The sequence below is a fragment of the Dactylosporangium sp. NPDC005555 genome, from assembly GCF_040605635.1.
Classification (GTDB): Bacteria; Actinomycetota; Actinomycetes; order Mycobacteriales; family Micromonosporaceae; genus Dactylosporangium.
The window spans coordinates 311,975-331,432 of record NZ_JBEXDG010000001.1 but is presented as its reverse complement, the minus strand read 5'-3'; the positions used below and the strand labels follow the sequence as shown (position 1 = coordinate 331,432).

Annotated in this window: 17 protein-coding genes and 1 tRNA gene; 13 read left to right on the top strand and 5 right to left on the bottom strand. The window is 72.1% G+C overall.

Annotated elements, in window-relative coordinates:
- Positions 1-10: 10 nt before the first annotated feature.
- From ABZS58_RS01595 to ABZS58_RS01570, 6 genes are all read left to right on the top strand, one after another.
- Positions 11-730, top strand: coding sequence for a DUF4129 domain-containing protein (locus ABZS58_RS01595; protein WP_354776437.1), 720 nt, complete (start codon positions 11-13; stop codon positions 728-730).
- Positions 720-1,388, top strand: coding sequence for a hypothetical protein (locus ABZS58_RS01590; RefSeq protein WP_354776435.1), 669 nt, complete (start codon positions 720-722; stop codon positions 1,386-1,388). The genes ABZS58_RS01595 and ABZS58_RS01590 overlap by 11 nt, the downstream gene beginning before the upstream one ends.
- Positions 1,385-2,374 (top strand): MoxR family ATPase, encoded by a 990-nt coding sequence (locus ABZS58_RS01585; RefSeq protein WP_354776433.1) that lies wholly within the window; start codon positions 1,385-1,387, stop codon positions 2,372-2,374. Before ABZS58_RS01590 ends, ABZS58_RS01585 begins: the two co-directional genes overlap by 4 nt.
- Positions 2,367-3,743: a DUF58 domain-containing protein gene (locus ABZS58_RS01580; protein ID WP_354776431.1), complete on the top strand. Its 1,377-nt coding sequence runs from the start codon at positions 2,367-2,369 to the stop codon at positions 3,741-3,743. The genes ABZS58_RS01585 and ABZS58_RS01580 overlap by 8 nt, the downstream gene beginning before the upstream one ends.
- Positions 3,740-4,312, top strand: coding sequence for a hypothetical protein (locus ABZS58_RS01575; RefSeq protein ID WP_354776430.1), 573 nt, complete (start codon positions 3,740-3,742; stop codon positions 4,310-4,312). The genes ABZS58_RS01580 and ABZS58_RS01575 overlap by 4 nt, the downstream gene beginning before the upstream one ends.
- Before the next feature lie 171 nt (positions 4,313-4,483).
- The gene (locus ABZS58_RS01570; protein WP_354776428.1) at positions 4,484-5,845 is read left to right on the top strand and encodes an NAD(P)/FAD-dependent oxidoreductase; all 1,362 of its coding nucleotides are present in this window, start codon (positions 4,484-4,486) and stop codon (positions 5,843-5,845) included.
- Here ABZS58_RS01570 and ABZS58_RS01565 read toward each other — a convergent pair.
- Complete coding sequence (locus tag ABZS58_RS01565; protein ID WP_354776426.1) at positions 5,842-7,554, bottom strand: hypothetical protein; 1,713 nt, start codon at positions 7,552-7,554, stop codon at positions 5,842-5,844. The genes ABZS58_RS01570 and ABZS58_RS01565 overlap by 4 nt on opposite strands.
- A gap of 148 nt (positions 7,555-7,702) precedes the next feature.
- On the opposite strand from ABZS58_RS01565, the gene ABZS58_RS01560 reads away from it, so the two are divergent.
- The 4 genes from ABZS58_RS01560 (at position 7,703) to ABZS58_RS01545 (ending at position 11,825) form a co-directional block, all read left to right on the top strand.
- A tRNA-Leu gene (locus ABZS58_RS01560) sits at positions 7,703-7,783 on the top strand.
- Positions 7,784-7,956: 173 nt separating this feature from the next.
- Positions 7,957-10,590, top strand: coding sequence for a lamin tail domain-containing protein (locus ABZS58_RS01555; protein WP_354776424.1), 2,634 nt, complete (start codon positions 7,957-7,959; stop codon positions 10,588-10,590).
- 96 nt (positions 10,591-10,686) lie between these two features.
- Complete coding sequence (locus tag ABZS58_RS01550; protein WP_354776422.1) at positions 10,687-11,508, top strand: Bax inhibitor-1/YccA family protein; 822 nt, start codon at positions 10,687-10,689, stop codon at positions 11,506-11,508.
- On the top strand, positions 11,508-11,825 hold the full coding sequence (locus tag ABZS58_RS01545) for a hypothetical protein (protein WP_354776420.1): 318 nt from the start codon (positions 11,508-11,510) through the stop codon (positions 11,823-11,825). Before ABZS58_RS01550 ends, ABZS58_RS01545 begins: the two co-directional genes overlap by 1 nt.
- 88 nt (positions 11,826-11,913) lie before the next feature.
- Here the strand turns inward: ABZS58_RS01545 and ABZS58_RS01540 are convergent, their stop codons facing one another.
- The 3 genes from ABZS58_RS01540 to ABZS58_RS01530 all read right to left on the bottom strand — a co-directional run bounded on the left by ABZS58_RS01540 (position 11,914) and on the right by ABZS58_RS01530 (position 15,118).
- Complete coding sequence (locus ABZS58_RS01540) at positions 11,914-13,161, bottom strand: acetyl-CoA C-acetyltransferase (RefSeq protein WP_354776418.1); 1,248 nt, start codon at positions 13,159-13,161, stop codon at positions 11,914-11,916.
- Between the two features lie 128 nt (positions 13,162-13,289).
- Complete coding sequence (locus ABZS58_RS01535) at positions 13,290-14,075, bottom strand: SGNH/GDSL hydrolase family protein (protein WP_354776416.1); 786 nt, start codon at positions 14,073-14,075, stop codon at positions 13,290-13,292.
- A complete protein-coding gene (locus ABZS58_RS01530) occupies positions 14,072-15,118 on the bottom strand; it encodes an SGNH/GDSL hydrolase family protein (RefSeq protein ID WP_354776799.1) in 1,047 nt (348 codons plus the stop codon). Before ABZS58_RS01530 ends, ABZS58_RS01535 begins: the two co-directional genes overlap by 4 nt.
- A 313-nt stretch (positions 15,119-15,431) precedes the next feature.
- Between ABZS58_RS01530 and ABZS58_RS01525 the strand changes: the two genes are divergently transcribed.
- Complete coding sequence (locus ABZS58_RS01525; RefSeq protein WP_354776414.1) at positions 15,432-15,782, top strand: YkvA family protein; 351 nt, start codon at positions 15,432-15,434, stop codon at positions 15,780-15,782.
- A 27-nt stretch (positions 15,783-15,809) separates the two neighbouring features.
- On the top strand, positions 15,810-17,174 hold the full coding sequence (locus ABZS58_RS01520; RefSeq protein WP_354776412.1) for a cystathionine beta-synthase: 1,365 nt from the start codon (positions 15,810-15,812) through the stop codon (positions 17,172-17,174).
- A 59-nt stretch (positions 17,175-17,233) separates the two neighbouring features.
- Here the strand turns inward: ABZS58_RS01520 and ABZS58_RS01515 are convergent, their stop codons facing one another.
- A complete protein-coding gene (locus tag ABZS58_RS01515; protein WP_354776410.1) occupies positions 17,234-18,916 on the bottom strand; it encodes an aminotransferase class V-fold PLP-dependent enzyme in 1,683 nt (560 codons plus the stop codon).
- Positions 18,917-19,063: 147 nt separating this feature from the next.
- Between ABZS58_RS01515 and ABZS58_RS01510 the strand changes: the two genes are divergently transcribed.
- Positions 19,064-19,387, top strand: coding sequence for a hypothetical protein (locus tag ABZS58_RS01510; RefSeq protein WP_354776408.1), 324 nt, complete (start codon positions 19,064-19,066; stop codon positions 19,385-19,387).
- Positions 19,388-19,458 lie beyond the last annotated feature (71 nt).

The window sequence follows — 19,458 nt, the reverse complement described above, 5'->3', positions numbered from 1 at the left end:
ACGGGATGTCATGGACCGCACCTTCAACCGCTGGTTGCCGGTGCTCGCCGTCGTCGCCGTCCTCGCGATCGCCGCCGCGGCCGCGGCCACCTCCTCCCCGCAGATCAGCAAGGTGCCGGTGCCGGACCTCGCCGCCACCCCGCCGCAGGCGTCCCCGACGTCCGAGATCCTGCCGACCGCCGAGGCGATCGGGTCCGCGGCACCACAGAGCTCCCCGTTCACGCTGCCGGACTGGGTGACGTACACCGCCGGCATCCTGTGCCTGCTCGTCGTCGTGGTCCTCGTCGGCTGGCTCGCCTGGTCGCTGCTGCGCAACGCCGGCCCGAAGCGCAAGGCCCGGCTCTTCGTCGAGCCCAAGCAGCCGACGCCGATGGCGGGCGATGCCGGCGCCGAAGTGCTCGCCGCGGTCGACGCCGGCATCGTCGAACTGTCGGACACCGACACCGATCCACGGCGCGCCGTCATCGCCTGCTGGGTGCGCCTGGAGCGGGCCGCCGCGGCCGCCGGCACTCCGCGGGAGACCGGCGACAGCCCCACCGACCTGGTCACCCGCCTCCTTGCCGGGCACCAGGTCACCCGGCCGACGCTCGAGGGGCTCGCCGTCGTCTACCGCGAGGCCCGGTACGCCACCCATCCCGTCGACGAACGCTCCCGCCGTGGCGCGATCGAGGCGCTGCGGCAGTTGCGCACCGAGCTCGCGCTGCGTGGAGGTGCCGTCAGTGGCGCGTAACCCCGACGAGATGGTCAGCCTCGAGGAGCTCTTCGACGCCGGACGCACCGCCGTCGCCGCCGATCCCCGTCCCGTGCGGCGGCCGTCCCGGCCGTACGACACCCGGTGGTGGATCCGCCGGCTCTTCATCGCGTTCGCGCTCACCACGGTCGGGTGGGGGCTGCTGTACGTGGTGGGCCTGACCGTCTCGTATCCCTTGGTCTTCCTCGGCATCCTGGCGACCGGCATCATCCAGGAGGCGCTGCGGCAGGTCCACGCCGACGAGCTGCCGGTCACCGTCACCGGGCGGGGGCTCACCCCGGTCCGGCCGCCGACCCTGGCGAAGAAGAAGGCCCTGGCCAGGACGCGGCGCACCGGAGAGGTCCTCGACGGCGTCCCCGTCCTCGACGGCCTGCGCCTCGCCGTCGGCCGGTGGGAGGACCGCCTCGTCTGGGGCGAGCGCGACGCGAAGCGCTTCGGCGCACTCGTCGTGCCCCGCATCGCCGACCTGGTCGACACCAGGCTGCGCCAGCGGCACGGCATCACCCTGGCCGGCTCGCCGAGACAGGCCCGGGCACTGCTGGGGGAGGAGCTGTGGACGCTGCTGCACCAGCCGCCGTCGCGCGTGCCGAGCCCAGGGGACGTAGCATCGATCGTCGCGAAGGTGGAGGAGCTATGAAGACGCTCGCACCGGCCGAGGTTGGCCGGATCGCCAAGGTGGTCCTCGACCAGGTCGGCACGGTGGTCGTCGGCAAGCGCGACTCCCTGGAGCTGGTCCTGGCCGGGATCCTCGCCGGCGGGCACGTGCTGCTGGAGGACCTGCCGGGCCTGGCCAAGACGCTGACCGCGCGGTCGTTCGCGCAGACGCTCGGCATCGGCTTCCGCCGCCTGCAGTTCACCCCCGACCTGCTGCCCGCCGACGTGACCGGGTCGTTCCTCTACGACCAGCGCTCGCACGAGTTCACGTTCCGCGCCGGGCCGGTCTTCACCAACCTGCTGCTCGCCGACGAGATCAACCGCACCCCGCCGAAGACGCAGTCGGCGCTGCTGGAGGCGATGCAGGAGCGGCAGGTGTCCGTCGAGGGTGCCACCTACCGGCTCGACCCGCCGTTCCACGTCCTCGCCACCGCCAACCCGATCGAGTACGAGGGCACCTACCCGCTGCCCGAGGCGCAGCTGGACCGCTTCCTGCTCCGGGTGTCCTTCGGATACCCGGAGGCCGACGAGGAGTGGGAGGTGCTGCGCCGCCGGATGAGCCGCCGCCAGGAGGAGGCGGTGATCGAGCCGGTCGTGGACTCCGAGACGCTGCTGGCCATGCAGGGCGCCCTGGAGGACGTCAGCGTCGAGGACTCGATCGGCCGGTACATCGTCTCCCTCGCCGCGGCGACCCGCTCCCACCCGCAGGTCCTCGTCGGCGCCTCACCCCGTGGCTCGCTCGCGCTGCTGCTGCTCGCCCGGGCCGCCGCCGCGCTCAGCGGCCGCGACTACGTCATCCCCGAGGACGTCAAGGCCGTCGCCGTGCCGGCCCTCGCGCACCGCATCACGCTCCTGCCCGAGATGTGGCTCAAGCGCATCGACCCCAGGGCCGTCGTGGGCGAGGTGCTCGCGCAGACCCCGGCACCGGCCAGCGGCGCGCTGCCCACCTACGGCGGAAGGCGTGGCTGAGCGTCGCCCGTCACCGCGCGCAGCCGAGCGGCGCGCGGCAGCACCGCGCGGGGGCGGCGCGCGGTCGCACGCGCGTGCCTTCGAGCCGACCCGCGCCCTCGGCCGGGCGGTCCTCGTCGCCGGCGTGCTGGTCTTCGTCGCCGTCCTCATCGGCCGGTTCGACCTGGTCGTGCTCGCCACGCCGTTCGCCCTCGGCACCGCCCTGTCGCTGCTGCGCCGGCCCGGCCGCGCGCCGACCCTGGAGGTCACCGCCGGCGAGCCCTTCGTGGTCGAGGGCGCCGAGCTCGACGTGAGCGTCGGCGTCGGCAACCCCAACCCGGGCGGCTTCGACCTCGTCGTGGTGCGCCTCACCGTGCCCCGCTGGGTCCGCCTGGAGCACAGCGACCGGCCGTACGCCGTGGGCGTCGACCCGGGCACGATCGCCTCCGTCGACCTGCACGGCCGGGTCCTGCGCTGGGGGCGGCACCCGCTCGGCCCAGTCGACGCGCACGGCTTCGCCGCCGACGGTCTGCTCATCAGCCGCGCGGTACAGGCGCCGGCGCTGCCGATCAAGGCGTATCCGGCGATCGAGCACTTCGACGCCGCCGAGGCCATGCCCCGCGCCGCCGGACATGTCGGCGGCCACCGCTCCCGCCGGCCGGGCGAGGGCGGCGAGCTCGCCGGGGTGCGCCGCTTCGGCTCCGGCGACCGGCTGCGGCGCATCGACTGGCGCGTCTCCCTGCGTACCCGTGAGCTGCACGTCGTCAGCACCCTGTCGGACCGCGACGCCGAGGTCGTCGTCCTGCTCGACGCGCTGCACGAGGCGGGCCGCTCCGGCGGCATCGACGGCCGCGCCTCCGTCCTGGACACCACGGTCCGCGCCGCCGCCGGCATCGCCGAGCACTACCTGCGCCGCGGCGACCGGGTCGCGCTGCTGCAGTACGGCGGCCAGATCCGCCAGCTGCGCCCCGCCAGCGGACGCCGGCACTACATGACGACGCTCGAATGGCTGCTCGACATCGCCCCCGCCCAGGTCGCCGACGAGCCGCCGCCGTCCGTCTTCGGCCCGCACATGGTCCAGCACAACGCGCTCGTCATGGTCCTCACCCCGCTCCTGGACCCCCGCTCCGCGTCGATGCTCGCCAACCTCGCCCGCGCCGGCCGCTTCGTCGTCGCCGTCGACACCCTCACCGAGCCCTCCGCCGCCCTGCGCGGCACCGGCCCGTGGGGCTCCGTCGCCCACCGCCTCTGGCTCCTCGAACGCGACAGCGTCATCGGCCAGCTCCGCGAGCACGGCGTCCCCGTCGTCCCCTGGGGCGGCGCCGGCAGCCTCGACGAGGTCCTGCGCGGCGTCGCCCGCGTCGCCCTGTCCCGGACGGTCACCAAATGATCGAGGAGCTGCAGGACGCCCTGCTCACCCGCCTGGGCCGGGTCAAGGACATGCTCGAACGCGCCGCCGCCGGGCCGATGCTGGTCCGCTTCGCCGTGTTCCTGCTCACGCTCGTCGCGGCCTTCATCTCCTTCCCCGCCGAGGTCATCCTGCGGCCCGCCGCGCTGCTGCCGCTCGCGCTGCTGTCCGCGCTGCCCGCGGTGTTCCCCCGCACCCGGCTGGTCGGCCTGGCGATCCTGCTGTGCGCGTTCGGCTGGCTGCTGGGCACCTACTCCTACGGCGAGGTCGTCACCGTCCCGCGCCTGATCGCCCTGGCCACGGTGCTCTACCTGATGCACTCGCTGGCCGCCCTGGCCGCCGCCCTGCCCTACGACGCCATCGTCTCCCCGGGCGTGATCTTCGCCTGGCTCCTGCGCGCGGTGGCCATCGTCAGCGTCAGCGCCATCGTCAGCGTCCTGCTGCTGGCCGTGGTGAAAGCCGTCATCGGCCCGGTCTTCCTGGCCGCCTCCCTGCTCGGCGTCCTCACCGCCGCCACCCTCGCCTGGCTCATCACCCGCAAAGCCGGCTGAGCTGTCCATCAGCCGTGATCCGGAAGACTTCTTGCCGCTCTGACGACCAAAAGTCTTCCGGATCACGGCAAAGGGGAGCGCAGCGTGACTGCGGTTACAGCTTGCGTAACGGCCGTTACATGTCTGTGGCCTGGCTGAAGATGCGGGGTTTTCGCGGCTAGCGTTGCTGGTGTGGCTGCTAAGCGAATCCTGATTGTCGGTGCCGGGCACGTCGGGCTCTATGCCGCTCTGCGCTTGTCCAAGAAGCTGCACCGGCACGAGGCCGAGGTGACGGTTGTCGACCCTCAGCCGCACATGACGTATCAGCCGTTCCTGCCGGAGTCGGCGGCCGGCAACATCTCCCCGCGGCACACGGTCGTGCCGCTGCGGCGCGAGCTCAAGCGCTGCCACGTGCTCTCCGGCGAGGTCACCCGGATCGAGCACGCCCGCAAGGTGGCGATCGTCCAGCCGATCGTCGGGCCGGCGAGGGAAGTGCCGTACGACCACATCGTCGTGGCGCCCGGGTCGGTGTCCAGGACGCTGCCGATCCCCGGGCTGCGCGAGCACGCGGTCGGCTTCAAGACCATCGGTGAGGCCATCTTCCTGCGCAACAGCGTGCTGGACCGGCTCGACGTGGCGGCGACCACCAGCGACCAGGCGACCCGTAGAAGGGCGCTGACCTTCGTGTTCGTCGGCGGTGGGTACGCCGGGATCGAGGCCCTCGCCGAGATGGAGGACATGGTCCGGGGCGCACTGCGCTACTACCCGGAGATTCCGCAGGAGGACGTGCGGTTCGTGCTCGTCGAGGCGGCCCAGCGCATCCTGCCCGAGGTCGGGCCGGAGATGGGCGCCTACACGGTGGTGCAGCTCACCCGCCGGGCGATCGACATCCGGCTCGGCACCCGGCTCGAGTCGTGCGTCGACGGGATCGTGAAGCTGTCCGACGGCGACGAGTTCGCCGCCGACACGATCGTGTGGACGGCGGGGGTCAAGCCGCACCCGATGCTGGAGGACACGGACCTGCCGCGGACCCAGCGCGGCGCGATCACCTGCGTGCCCACGCTGCAGGTCGTCGACGCCGGCGGCCACGTCGTCGAGGGGGCGTGGAGCGCCGGTGACTGCGCCGCCGTGCCGGACCTCACGTCGAAGGTGCCGGGCACGCTGTGCTCGCCGAGCGCGCAGCACGCGGTCCGCCAGGCCTCGAAGCTCGCCGACAACATCGCCGCCGTCGTGCGCGGCCGCGAGCCGGTCGACTACAAGCACAAGCACGTCGGGTCGGTCGCCGGCCTCGGCCTCTACAAGGGCGTGGCGCACGTCTACGGGGTGAAGGTCCGCGGCCTTCCCGCGTGGTTCATGCACCGGTCGTACCACCTGAGCAGGATCCCCACGCTCAACCGCAAGATCCGGGTGCTGGTCGACTGGACCCTGCAGCTGGTGCTGCGCCGCGAGGTCGTCGCGCTGGGCTCGCTGCACGAGCCGCGCGAGCCGTTCCTGACGGTGGCCCCGCCGATCCCCCTGCACCCCGCGAAGACGGAGAGCAGGAAAGCGGCCTAAGCGCGCCAGACCCAGACGTCCGAGACCCGCTCGCCGGGGCCGAGCAGCCCGTCCATGGTCTGCTTGAGCGCCCCGGCGTGCGGGTGGCGCTGGTCCAGCACGAAGGACGCCGCCTTCCAGTAGGCCACGTCCCGCCGCAGCGCGTCCCGCTCGGCATCGGTGACCGCGGACGCCGTGCCGGACTTCGCGACCCGGGACAGCAGCTGCGACGTCGGCCGGGGGTAGACGCCGACCGCCGCCGCGCCGTCCTTGCCGTACGGCCCGATGAACCAGCCCTGCGGCGTGGCGATCCGCACGTCGGTCGCCGCCGCCCACCGCATCGCGTCCGGGTCGCGGGGGTCGGGCAGCGGCACGGGCACCACGACGCCGTCCTCGGGCGCGTACGTCCGCCAGTACCCCTCGGTGAAGAACCGCGGCACGGGCGCCCGGTCGGTCACCGGCAGCGGCGCCGGGGCGAGGGGCACGAGCGCCGCGACCACCGCGACCGGCACGAGCATCCGCAGCGTCTCCGTCTGCGTGATCGCCGCGTGGACGACCCGCGCCAGGATCACGGCGAGCAACGGGATCGCGGCCAGGGCGAAGCGGGTCGGCAGCGCCGATTCGATCACCGGAAGTCCCGACAGCAGCGCGAACGGCCCCCGCTGCTCGGTGGTCTCGTCGTCCACGACGATCCACGGCCCCAGCGCGAAGAGGCACAGCACGACCGCGGTCACGGCCGACGCGACGACCGCCGGCCGGCGCCACATCCAGACGGTCGCCCCGAGAGCGACGAGCAGCACCGGCGCGCCGAAGAAGGTGGTGTACTCGGCCGGCCCGCTGACCAGGCGCGCGGCGCTGTCGTCGCCGGCCAGGGACAGCGGCGAGATGGCGGCGAAGCTGAACAGGTCGGCGGAGAAGAAACCCGGCTGGAAGACGCCGCCCTTGGCGCTCTGCGGCCCGTTGAACTGCAGCCACAGTGGGTAGGCCAGCAGCGCCGCGGCGAGCCCGGCGCCGATGCCCAGGCCGAGGATGAACGGCGGCGCCACCACCCGCAGCCGCGGCCGGGCCGCGACGACGAACACGAGCGTGAACACCGCGAGGGTCACCGCGGCGAGGAAGAGCACCTCCTCGCCGACGAAGAACTGCGCGACGACGAGGGCGCCGAGCAGCAGCCCGGTCCGCACGGTGCGCCACGTCACCTCCGTCTGGTGGGCGAGGCGCACGACGCACCAGACGATCGGTGGCACCAGCCAGGTGGCCGTCATGTGCAGGTGCGCGTTGGACTGCGACACCATGCCGGGAGCGAACGCGGCGAACGCGGCGCCGATCAGCGCGCCGGCCCGGTGCATCGTCAGGGTGCGGGCGAACAGCAGGTACCAGCCGATCCCCGTCGCGGCGAGGTTGCCGGCGACCAGTACGGCGAACGTGACCGGCGCCCCGAACGCCAGGGTCACCGGCGCGAGCAGCACCCCCATGCCGATGAGCGAGGCGTTCGCGAGGAGATTGACGCCCTCGGGCGCGTTGAGCATGCCCGTCACGAGGGTGAGGTCGCCGCGGTACGCTCGGGTGGCGTAGGCGAGGAACCACTCGTCGAGGGCCTGGTCACTGGGGTTGAGGGCGAGCACCCGCCCGGCCGGCGAGGGCCACAGACGGTGCGCCAGCAGCGCGGCGGCGAGCACGAAGAGCAGCCCCGCACCGGCGTCGATCAGCCAGCGTCTCGGCCCCTGCATCGGTGGACCTTCATTTGTCAAGGTCTCCGGAGGCGCCATCTCAACCTCGTCGGTCAGTGGGGGGCTGCTCACCCGGATGACAGTAACGGCGGTCCCCTTGTCGGTGTTGAGGGTTCGTCGGACGGGCTACCGTGAGACGCGTTTCTACGCCCGGGTGGTGGAACGGCAGACACGGCCGCCTTAAAAGCGGCTGCCGCGAGGCGTGCGGGTTCGAACCCCGCCCCGGGCACTCTTGCTTCGCCGTGCGTTCACGCGCTGGTCGTCCTCGTGGTCGAGGCTCGCGGGAAATACCTTTCCCGCGAAGGGCCGCCCACATTGCGCACTCCATTCCGAGTGTTTCTTGCATTCCTGCCCGCTTTAGCCGGAATCGCCGTCGCGACCACTTCGGCGACCGCGGCGGACGTGCCCACCATCCATATCAACGAGGTTGAGTCCAGCGGCGGCACGCCCGGCGACTGGGTCGAGCTGGTCAACACCGGCCCGGCCGCCGTGGACGTGTCCGGGTGGCTGGTCAAGGACAACGACGACACGCACGTCTTCACCATCGCCGCCGGTACGAGCATCGCGCCCGGCGCCTATCTGGTGGTCGACGTGGACCCGGTGTTCGGGCTCGGTGCCGCCGACTCGGCCCGGCTCTTCGCCGCCGACGGGGTGACGGTGGTCGACTCGTACACCTGGACGGCGCACGCGCCGACGACCTACGGGCGCTGCCCGGACGGCACCGGTGCGTTCGGGACGTCCGCGTCCTCCACCCGCGGCGCGGCCAACGACTGCGCCACCCCCGCGACCAAGGTGCGGATCAACGAGGTCGAGTCCAACGGCGGCACCCCCGGCGACTGGGTCGAGCTGGTCAACACCGGTGTCACCGCCGTCGACCTCGCCGGCTGGCTGGTCAAGGACAACGACGACACGCACGTCTTCACCATCGCCGCCGGTACGAGCATCGCGCCCGGCGGATATCTGGTGGTCGACGTGGATCCGGTGTTCGGGCTCGGTGCCGCCGACTCGGCCCGGCTCTTCGCCGCCGACGGGGTGACGCTGATCGACTCGTACACCTGGAGCGCGCACGCGGCGATCACCTACGGCCGCTGCCCGGACGGCACCGGCGGGTTCGCCGCCACGACGGCCTCGACGCGCGGCGCGGCCAACGCGTGCGCCGGGCAGACGCCCGCCGCGGCCTGGCCGGGCGGCGCCGCCGTCAGCACCGTCGACCGGTCCGGCGTGTTCGGCGGCAACATGAGCGGCCTGGCGTTCCAGGGCAGCTCGGTGCTCTGGGCGGTCAAGAACGGCCCCGGCACGCTGTACCGCCTGACCTGGGACGGCACGGCGTGGACGCCGGCGACCGGCACAGCCCTGCACTACGCGGACGGCACCGGTGACATCGACGCCGAGGGCGTGGTCTGGCGGCCGGACGGCGTCTATGTGTCGACCGAGCGGGACAACTCGGCCAACGGCGTCAGCCGGCCCACGATCGAGCGGTACGACGGCGTCAGCGGCACCGCGAACGCCGAGTGGAACCTCACCGCCGACCTGCCGGCCGTCGCGCCCAACAGCGGTCTCGAGGCGATCACCTGGGTGCCGGACGCGTATCTCACCGCCCGCGGGTTCACCGACCAGCGGACCGGCGCCGCGTACGACCCGGCCGCGTACCCGGGCCACGGCGACGGCCTCTTCCTCGTCGGGCTCGAGGCCAACGGCAGCGTCTACGCCTACGCGCTCGCGCCCGGCGGCGCCTACACGCGGATCGCGACCTTCGCCAGCGGCTTCCCGTCGGTGATGGACCTGGAGTTCGAGCCGGAGACCGGGCACCTGTGGGCGGTCTGCGACGACACCTGCAACGGCCGGGTCGCCACGCTCGGTGTGACCGCCGGCGCGTTCGCCGTCGACGGCCTCTACGAGCGGCCCGCCGGCATGCCGAACCTCAACAACGAGGGCTTCGCGATCGCGCCGCAGGCGGCGTGCGTCGCCGGCGGCAAGCCGGTCGTGTGGTCCGACGACAGCGGCACCGACGGGCACGCCCTGCGCGGCGGCACGATCACCTGCGTCGATCTGGACTCGGACGACGACGGCATCCTGGACGCGGTCGACCCGGCGCCCGCCGACCCTTCGAACGGCACGTTCGCGCTCGGCGCGGTCGCCGGCCGGCTGACCGGCGGTGACAGGGCCGTGACGGTGTCCGCCGGATCCGGAGGATCCGTCCGGTTCGACGTCGGCGCCGGTACGACGCCCGCCGTCGTCCAGCTGACCGGCAGCGACGCGGCGATCCGCCTCGGTGAGGGCTCCTACCAGCTGACCGATGTGGTCGGGGTGGCCACCCTGTCCGGTGCGGCGGCGACCGTCGCGGTGACCTTCCGGTCCGCGCCGATCACGTTCAGCGTCCCGGCCGGCGGCACCCTCGCCTTCACCGCCACGATGACCGGCATCCGGCACACCGGCGCCGTCACCGTCGCGGCGGCGGGCCTGACCTGCCAGGCCGTCGACAATGTCATCGTCGGCACCACCGGCAACGAGCGCCTCACCGGCACCGCCGGCGCCGATCTCATCCTCGGCCGCGGCGGCAACGACGTCGTCACCGGCGGTGGCGGCGCCGACTGCGTCGTGACCGGCCCCGGCAACGACGTGATCACCACCCTCGGCGGCGACGACCGGATCGACGCGGGCGGCGGCAACAACGTCGTCGACGCGGGCGCCGGGACCAACTCGGTGACGGCCGCGTCCGGCAACGACGTGATCACCACCGGCGCCGGCGACGACCGGATCGAGGCCGGCGGCGGCAACAACGTCATCCGCGCCGGCGACGGTGCCAACGTCGTCGTCACCGAGTCCGGCAACGACAGCATCACCACCGGCGCCGGCGACGACCGCGTCGACGCCGGGAACGGCAACAACACCGTCACCACCGGTGCCGGCGACGACGTGATCGGCACCGGCAGCGGCAACGACGCCGTCGACTGCGGCGCCGGATCCGACACCGCGGCCGCCGGTCGCGGCAGCAACACCAACGCGGGCGGTCGCTGCGAGTCGTTCGGCGTGTAGCGCTGCGTGCCCCCGGCAATTCCGAGATCCACTTGTCGGGGGCACACGCGGTACGCTGGTCGTACACATGAATGCGACGCCCCTGGAGGCTGAATCGTGCGCAGTTCGAATCCGGTGCTCAACCGTCTCGGGCAGGCGGCGCGACAGCAACCGTCGCCGCCTCCTGTCTTCGGAGCGCCGCCCGGCTACGGCTATCCCCAGTCCGGCTACGGGGTGCCCCAGCCCCCGGCCGCCACCCGGGCGATGACGATCGACGACGTCGTCGTGCGCACCGTCGCCCTGCTCGCGGTCACCGGCATCTTCGGTGCCCTGGCGTGGGCGTTCATCCCCGAGACCAGCGCCATCCTGCCCATCGCGGTCTTCGGATCGCTGATCGCGGGCCTGGTCCTGGGCCTGGTCATCTCGTTCCGGCAGATCACCAGCCCGGCGCTCATCCTGCCGTATGCCGCTCTGCAGGGTGTCCTGCTCGGTGTCGTCAGCCGCTGGTATGAGCATGCCTTCAGCGGCATCGTCATCCAGGCGGTCATCGGCACCTTCGGCATCTTCGGCATCATGGCGGTGCTCTACAAGCTGCAGGTCCTGCGGGCCACGCCGCGCTTCACGAAGATGGTCATCGGCGCCCTCGTCGGCGTCGTCGTGCTGAGCCTGGCCAACTACCTGTTCTACCTGTTCGGCATCAACCTGGGCCTGCGTGAGTACAGCACCGACGGCAGCGTCGGCTGGCTGCCGATCGTGTTCAGCCTCGTGATCATCGTCGTCGCGGCGCTGACCTTCGTCCTCGACTTCGACGCCGTCGAGCAGGGCGTGCGGCACGGGCTGCCGGACAAGTTCGCGTGGTACTGCGCGTTCGGCATCCTCGTCGGGCTGATCTTCCTGTACTGGGAGATCCTGCGCATGCTCAGCTACCTGCGCCGCTGATGACGCCCACCGACCCGCTCACCGAGACGGTGGACCGGTTGGTCGGGCAGGTCGGACACTGGACGCCGCCCCGGTGGGCGGCGTCCGGTGCGTCCGGGGTCCCGCGCGCCGGCACGGTCCACGACCTGGTCCAGTGGCTCGCGGACCGCTCCGCCGACGCCGAGCACCGGCCGCGCCGGCCGGTGCCCAGGCTGGACAACGACCTCGCCCTGCCGGACCAGCTGCGGGTGGTGGCGGCGGACCTGGCCCGCTTCGGCGGCCCCGTCCTCGCGGGCGAGGCCGTCGAGAAGATCCAGGCCGTGCGCGGGCAGCTCTGACGCTTTTCCGGTGATCCGGAAGACCCTGCGCGCCTGTGGGTGCGTGAGGTCTTCCGGATCACCGGCGTTTCTAGGACAGGCGCTGTTTCTAGGACAGGCGCTCGATGACCATGGCCATGCCCTGGCCGCCGCCGACGCACATGGTCTCCAGGCCGATCGACTTGTCGTGCCAGGTCAGCGAGTTGATCAGGGTGCCGGTGATGCGGGCGCCGGTCATGCCGAACGGGTGGCCGACCGCGATCGCGCCGCCGTTGACGTTGAGCTTGTCGATCGGGATGCCGAGCTGCCGGTAGGACGGGATGACCTGCGCGGCGAACGCCTCGTTGATCTCGACCAGGTCGACGTCGTCGACGCTCATCCCGGCCCGCTTGAGCGCGCTGCGGGACGCCTCGACCGGGCCGATGCCCATGATCTCCGGCGACATGGCGGTGACACCGGTCGACAGGATCCGGGCGAGGGGCGTGATGCCCAGCTCGCGGGCCTTGACGTCGCTCATGATGACGACCGCGGCGGCGCCGTCGTTGAGCGGGCAGCAGTTGCCGGCGGTGATCTTCCCGTCGGGGCGGAACACGGGCTTCAGGCCGGCCACCGCCTCCAGGGTCACCCCGGCGCGCGGGCCGTCGTCGGTGGAGACGACCGTGCCGTCGGGGGTGGTCACCGGCGTGATCTCACGGGCCCAGAAGCCGTTCTTGATCGCTTCCTCGGCGAGGTTCTGTGAGCGGACGCCGAATTCGTCCATGTCGGCCCGGGTGACGCCCTCGAGCTCGGCGAGGTTCTCGGCGGTCTGGCCCATCGCCACGTAGATGTCGGGCAGGGCGCCGTCCTCGCGCGGGTCGTGCCACGGCTCGCCGCCACCCTCGGCGCGCTTGGTGGTGCGCGCGTAGGCGTCGGCGAAGGCCGGGTTCTGCCACGGACCGCCGACGGCGGCCTGCGCGTCGGCCGGCAGGCCGTCGGAGTTGCCGCGGGCGAAGCGTGACACACACTCGACGCCGGCGGAGATGAACACGTCGCCCTCGCCGGCCTTGATCGCGTGGAACGCCATCCGGGTCGTCTGCAGCGAGGAGGCGCAGTAGCGGGTGGTGGTGGCGCCCGGCAGGTGGTCGAACCCGAGCAGGGTGCTGACCACGCGGGCGATGTTGAAGCCCTGCTCGCCGCCGGGCAGACCGCAGCCGAGATACAGGTCTTCGATGTCCCGCGGGTCGAGCTCGGGGACCTTGGCGAGCGCGGCGCGGACGATGGTCGCGGCGAGGTCGTCGGGGCGGAGGTCGCGCAGTGATCCCTTGGCGGCACGGCCGATCGGGGACCGGGCGGTGGCGACGATGACAGCTTCCGGCATACCACCGACGCTACTGCAGGGTAATGAGGCGGGCGAGCGCGTGTGAGAAATCTGCAGATTCAGTGCACGTTCAGTGCAGCTTGTTCCGCGCGGTCTTGTTCCGCGCGGTCTCGTTCAGCGCGTCTCGTTCAGTGCAGGAATCCTCGGACCGCGGCGGCCTCCTCGACGGCGGGCAGCAGTGCGTGCGCCCACACCCTGTAGCCGTCGGCGGAGGGGTGGAATCCGTCGTGGCACAGGGTGCCCGCGTCGGCCCGGAACACCGCGCCGGTGCGCGTGCCCAGGTCGACGACCACCGCACCGGCCGCGCCGGCGGCCGTGGCCTGCTGCTTCGCCACGCCCCGGCTGCGCCAGCCGAGCAACTGCCGCAGGGGTGGCGCGAACGCCCGCAGCGCCCCGAAGTCCGGGCAGGTGCCGACGACCACGGGAATGCCGGCGTCGCGCAGGCGCCGGCAGGCGGATCCGAGATATTCCGCGGCGTCCGAGCCGCGACCGAGGTGCGTCACGTCGTTGGTGCCCACGAGGATGACCGCGACGTCCGGTGCCGGGCCGACCAGGGCCCGCGCCACCTGCGTCGCGAGGTCGGAGGAGCGGGACCCGGCGACGGCGACGCTGGACAGCTCCACCCGCCGCCCCGCCGTGCCCTCCGCGAGCAGCGCCGCCAGCTGGCCGCCGACGGTGTCGGCGACCCGGTCGACGCCCACCCCGAGCGCCGTGGCGTCGCCGAGCAGCACCAGGCGCATCGGCGGCTTGCCCACCGCGCCGACCGACGACCGCATCGCCAGGCGCATGTCGGGCTTCGCATACGAACGGGCCCGCGCGGCCATCGCCTGCGCCGCGAGGACAGCGGCGCCGCCGACCGTGCCGGCGATCACGGTGACCGTGGCCATCCGCGCCAGCCGCTTGATCGTGATCATGTCGACTCCTGAGGGTAGCGGTCCTCGGTGCGGTCGGGCTCCCGCGCCGCCTGCTGTGGCAGACGATGCCACACGCGGTGCCGCAGCTGTGCCCAGCGGCCCGCCGGGCCGTGCTGGTTGCCGGCCACCTGCGCGGCGCTGACCTCGGTGCCGGGACGCTGCGCGGCCTCCGCGGCGGCGCGCTGCAGGGACCGCACGCCCTCGCCGGCCTTCAGCGCCGCGGTCAGCGGCGTCGCCACGTCGGGCTCGGTCAGCGACGCGACCACCGTCGGCAGCACCGCCTGCGCGGCCGCCAGATACCCGGCGCCGGAGGGGTGGAAGCGGTCGAAGCTGAACATCCGGTCCGGCTCGGTGTAGAACAGCTCGCCGAGCAGGTCGCCGAGCGACACGGTCCGGCCGCCGGCCTCGACCACCGCGATCGTCTGCGCCGTGGCCATCTGCCGGCTCCAGTGCCGGGCCAGCCAGCGCAGCGGCGGCTGGATCGGCCGGATCGTGCCCAGGTCGGGGCAGGTGCCGACGACCACCTGGATGCCCTCGGCCCGCAGCCGGCGCACCGCGTCGACCAGGTGCCGCACCGCGAGCGGCACGCTCACCCGGTGCGTGACGTCATTGCCGCCGATGCAGATCACCGCGACGTCGGGGCGGTGCCGCAGCGCCACGTCCACCTGCGGCACCAGCCCGCGCGACTCGCAGCCGACGACGGCGACACAGCGCATCCACACTGGACGCTGCTGCTGCTGGGACAGGCCGGCCGCGACCGCCGCGGCGAACGTCTCGCTGGGCAGCTCCGCGCCGTAACCGGCGGCGGAGGAGTCGCCGAGCACGACCAGGCGGACCGGCTCGCCGGGCAGGTGCGCCCCATAGGTGCCGTCGGCGCGCGGGGGAGGGCTCACGACCTGGGGGATCACACGACGGGCCAGCAGCGCCTGCCCGATGACCACCCCGTACAGCAGCGCGCTCGCACCCGCGATACCGCCGCCGCCGACGGCCGCCGCCGTGGCGATCCGCCGCACCTGCTCCGACCGAAGCTTCAACCCGCCCATCGCCCTTTCCCGCCTCCCGCCGTCTTTCAGCGCATTCTGCTGCGCCTCGGCGAGGCTAACCGCCACTGCGCAAGTATCCGCCTCTCCCGGTAAAGATCCCGATCGTCCTCATCCCGACCGATCGGGCCCGCGGGCCGGCTCCACCCGGACCGGCACCCCACCGGTCCGGATCATCGTCCCAGCCGAGGTGGTCTCCTCCGGTTGCCCGCCGGTAGCAGTCGACAAAACCCTTCGGCGCATGCGTCATTTCTACCGCGCGCCCTTCGTGACAGACACCGTTACATTCATAGCCAGACGAGAGAGGGCGGCGATCATGGCGGACAGCACGCTGCGACGGCGGATGGCGTGGACGGCTCTGCTGAGGGTCTTCAAGCCCGGCACGCCCGGGCTCGGCAAGCGCCTCAGCGCCCTCCCGCGGATGGTGAGGGCGACGGTCAAGGGGGAATACGACGGCGGCACCCGGCTGGCGCTGCTGGCCGCCTCGGCCGTCTACATCATCTCCCCGATCGACGCCGTGCCGGAGCTGTTCCTGCTGGTCCTCGGCGTCGTCGACGACCTGGCGATGGCGACCTACTTCGCCGGTGCCCTGCTCGACGAGCTGGAGCGCTTCCTCGAGTGGGAGAAGCAGCGCGACAACGTGATTCCAGGACACGTCGTCAAGTAGCTCCGGCGGGCGCTATACGCTGGCCGGGTGCGCTATTACGACAACGTCGTCGAATTGGTGGGCGATACGCCCCTCGTCCGGCTCCGCAACGTGACGGACGGGATCTCCGCCACCGTCCTGGCCAAGGTCGAATACCTCAATCCCGGCGGCAGCGTGAAGGACCGCATCGCGCTGCGCATGGTCGAGGACGCCGAGAAGGCCGGCCTGCTCAAGCCCGGAGGCACGATCGTCGAGCCGACCAGCGGCAACACCGGGGTCGGCCTCGCGCTCGTCGCGCAGTTGCGTGGCTACAAGTGTGTCTTCGTCTGCCCTGACAAGGTCAGCGAGGACAAGCAGAACGTGCTTCGGGCGTACGGCGCCGAGGTCGTCGTCTGCCCGACCGCCGTCGCCCCCGAGGACCCGCGGTCCTACTACAACGTCTCCGACCGGCTGGCCCGCGACATCCCCGGCGCGTGGAAGCCCGACCAGTACGCCAACCCGGCCAACCCCCGCTCCCATTACGAGACCACCGGCCCCGAGGTCTGGGAGCAGACGGCGGGCAAGGTCACGCACTTCGTGGCCGGCGTCGGCACCGGCGGCACTATCTCCGGCGTGGGCCGCTACCTCAAGGAGGCCTCCGGCGGCGCCGTCCGCATCGTCGGCGCCGACCCCGAGGGCTCCGTCTACTCCGGTGGCACCGGCCGGCCGTATCTCGTCGAGGGCGTCGGCGAGGACTTCTGGCCCACGACGTACGACCGCGACGTCTGCGACGAGATCGTCGAGGTCTCCGACAAGGAGTCCTTCGACCTGACCCGCCGCCTGGCCCGCGAGGAAGGCCTGCTCGTCGGCGGCTCCTGCGGCATGGCCGTCGCGGCCGCGCTCAAGGTCGCCCGCGAGGCCGCCCCCGACGCCGTCGTGGTCGTGCTCCTCCCCGACGGCGGCCGCGGCTACCTCAGCAAGATCTTCAACGACGACTGGATGGCCCGCTACGGCTTCCTGCGCACCGCCGCCGAGCTCCCCACCGTCGCCGACGTCCTGGTCGGCAAGGACGGGCGCATGCCGCAGATGGTCCACGTGCACCCCAACGAGACCGTCCGCGACGCCATCGACTACATGCGTGAGTACGGCGTCTCCCAGCTCCCCGTGCTGAAGGCCGAGCCCCCGGTGGTGACCGGCGAGGTGGCCGGCTCGATCGCCGAACGTGACCTGCTCGACGCCCTCTTCACCGGCCAGGCCCACCTCCACGACATCGTCGAACGCCACATGGGCGACCCCCTGCCCATGATCGGCGGCGGCCAGCCCGTGAGCGAAGCCGTGGCGCTGCTGGAGAAGGCCGACGCCGCCGTGGTCCTCATCGACGGCAAACCCGCCGGCGTCATCACCCGCCAGGACCTCCTGGCGCATCTGAGCTAGCTGCCCATGATCCGGAAGACTTGTCGTCCGGGCGACAACAAGTCTTCCGGATCATGGCGTTATGCCGACAGCGATATCGCGGGCAGCTCGAACCAGCGCAGGGCCTCGAAGTTGGCGGAGACGACGCCGTCGGGCTGGGCGACCTGGGAGATCTGCGAGACCTCCGCGACGATACGGGCGGCCTCGTCCAGGTAGCCCTCCAGCGCGGACTCCGGGGCCCGCTCGTGCCTGGACGGCCAGCGCAGCTCGCCGTCGGCGTCGTAGCGCAGTTCCGACAGGCGCAGCGGCGGCTCGACCAGGCCGTCCTTGTGCTTCCAGAGTCCGGTGTACGGGTCGAAGCGGTACTGCGGCAGCAGCGCCCAGCCGTTCGTGGCCACGAAGTGCACGGCGTCGATGATGTAGCGCAGGACGGTGTCGGAGATGAAGTAGTTGAAGCTGACCCGCACCCAGCCCGGTTTGATGCCCTCGCAGCCGGCGATGATCTCCTGCTCGAAGCGCTGCGAGCGCTCGATGTCGATGCCGAGGAGGCGGTGGCCGTAAGGGCCGGCGCAGGAGCAGCCGCCGCGGGACTGGATGCCGAACAGGTCGTTGAGCAGCGACACCACGAAGTTGTGGTGCAGGTAGCGGCCGCCGGGGCGCTTCACCACGAACGACACGATCGACAGTCGCGACGCGTCCAGGTTGCCGAGGATCTCGATGTTGGGGTTGGTCTTCCACGAGGTGATCGCCTCGCGCAGGAAGCACTCCTCGAGATCACGGATGGTGTCGGTGCCGACGGCCTGCTTGAGCTGGAAGACCAGGCCGGCCCGGATGGACTCGACGATCGCCGGCGTGCCGCCCTCCTCGCGGTGCGCGGCGTCGGCGATGTAGTGGTGGTCGGTCGGGTTGACGTAGTCGACGGTGCCGCCGCCGGGCACGGTGGGGACGCGGTTGCGCAGCACCTCGCGGCGCACGACGAGGACACCCGGTGTGCCGGGGCCGCCGGCGAACTTGTGCGGCGAGATGAAGACCGCGTCCTTGTACTGGCCGGGGCCCGGGCCGTACATCGCCACATCGACATACGGCGCCGCGGCGGCGAAGTCCCAGAAGGACAGCGCGCCGTGCTCGTGCAGCAGCGCCGAGATCGCGTGCGTGTCGCTCACGATCCCGGTGACGTTGGAGGCCGCGGAGAACGACCCGATCTTCAGCGGCCGGTCGGCGTGCCGCGCGAGCTCCGCCCGCAGGCGCGACAGGTCGATGTGACCGTTGTGATCCTCCGGGATGACGACGACGTCCGCGATGGACTCCCGCCACGGCAACTCGTTGGAGTGATGCTCGAAGGGGCCGATGAACACCACCGGGCGATCGGCGGCCGGGATGTGCGCCGACAGGTTGTAGCGGTCGTCCAGCTCGGCGGGCACCCGCAGGCCCAGGATGTGCACCATCTTGTCGATCGCGGCCGTCGAGCCGGACCCGGTGAAGATGACGACCGTCGCCGCGTCGCCGCCGGCGGCGTCGTTGATGATCTGGCGGGCGTCCTCGCGCAGGCGGGTCGTCTGCAGTCCGGTGCCGGAGGACTCGGTGTGGGTGTTGGCGTACCGCGGCAGTACCTCGTCACGGATGAACCGTTCGATGAAGTCCAGCGCCCGTCCTGACGCTGTGTAGTCGGCGTAGGTGACCCGGCGCGCCCCGTAGGGACCCCACATCACTTGGTCGTCACCGATGACGGCGTCGCGGATGCGCTGCAGCAGGGGGCTGTCCATGGCGCCATTATCGCCCGCCGCCACGCCGTCCCCTTTCGAGTGGTCGCACGTGAATCGCACAGGCTGTCCGCCCACGCGTGGACCCGGACCGTTTACGTTTCGTCCGGAGGTTCTCAGGTGGTTCCGCAGAGTTTGGGGGTAGGGAAGTTGGTCAGTGTCGACCAGTCCGAGCCAACAGACGTCGTCGATCGGCTGCTGTGGCGCGACGCCACCCAGATCCTGAGCCGGCACGCCGAGTCGGACGGTGACGGCCAGTGCATCTGGTGCGGGCGGGAGTGGCCCTGCGCGCCGCGCCGGCTCGCGGAGAACGCGGAGGCCGCGTCGCGGCGGCCGTGGAACGAGGCGTGGACCGCCCGGCACGACCTGTACAGCCTCAGGACGATGCCCGACTGGCGGATCGACCTCGGTGCGCCGCAGCGTTCGCGGGGCGGCTGGCACCGCGCCGGCGGAAACCGGGGAACCTTTCTCTAGCACGTTCGTTGATCTCAGCGGTGACTTCGGCGCACCCGCCAGGTGCCACGGTCACCGCGACACAAAGACCC

Coding starts and splice junctions, on each gene's coding strand:
- ABZS58_RS01595 (WP_354776437.1), top strand. CDS start 11: ATGGACCGCACCTTCAACCGCTGGTTGCCGGTGCTCGCCGTCGTCGCC.
- ABZS58_RS01585 (WP_354776433.1), top strand. CDS start 1,385: ATGAAGACGCTCGCACCGGCCGAGGTTGGCCGGATCGCCAAGGTGGTC.
- ABZS58_RS01575 (WP_354776430.1), top strand. CDS start 3,740: ATGATCGAGGAGCTGCAGGACGCCCTGCTCACCCGCCTGGGCCGGGTC.
- ABZS58_RS01565 (WP_354776426.1), bottom strand. CDS start 7,554: ATGCAGGGGCCGAGACGCTGGCTGATCGACGCCGGTGCGGGGCTGCTC.
- ABZS58_RS01545 (WP_354776420.1), top strand. CDS start 11,508: ATGACGCCCACCGACCCGCTCACCGAGACGGTGGACCGGTTGGTCGGG.
- ABZS58_RS01540 (WP_354776418.1), bottom strand. CDS start 13,161: ATGCCGGAAGCTGTCATCGTCGCCACCGCCCGGTCCCCGATCGGCCGT.
- ABZS58_RS01535 (WP_354776416.1), bottom strand. CDS start 14,075: ATGATCACGATCAAGCGGCTGGCGCGGATGGCCACGGTCACCGTGATC.
- ABZS58_RS01530 (WP_354776799.1), bottom strand. CDS start 15,118: ATGGGCGGGTTGAAGCTTCGGTCGGAGCAGGTGCGGCGGATCGCCACG.
- ABZS58_RS01525 (WP_354776414.1), top strand. CDS start 15,432: ATGGCGGACAGCACGCTGCGACGGCGGATGGCGTGGACGGCTCTGCTG.
- ABZS58_RS01515 (WP_354776410.1), bottom strand. CDS start 18,916: ATGGACAGCCCCCTGCTGCAGCGCATCCGCGACGCCGTCATCGGTGAC.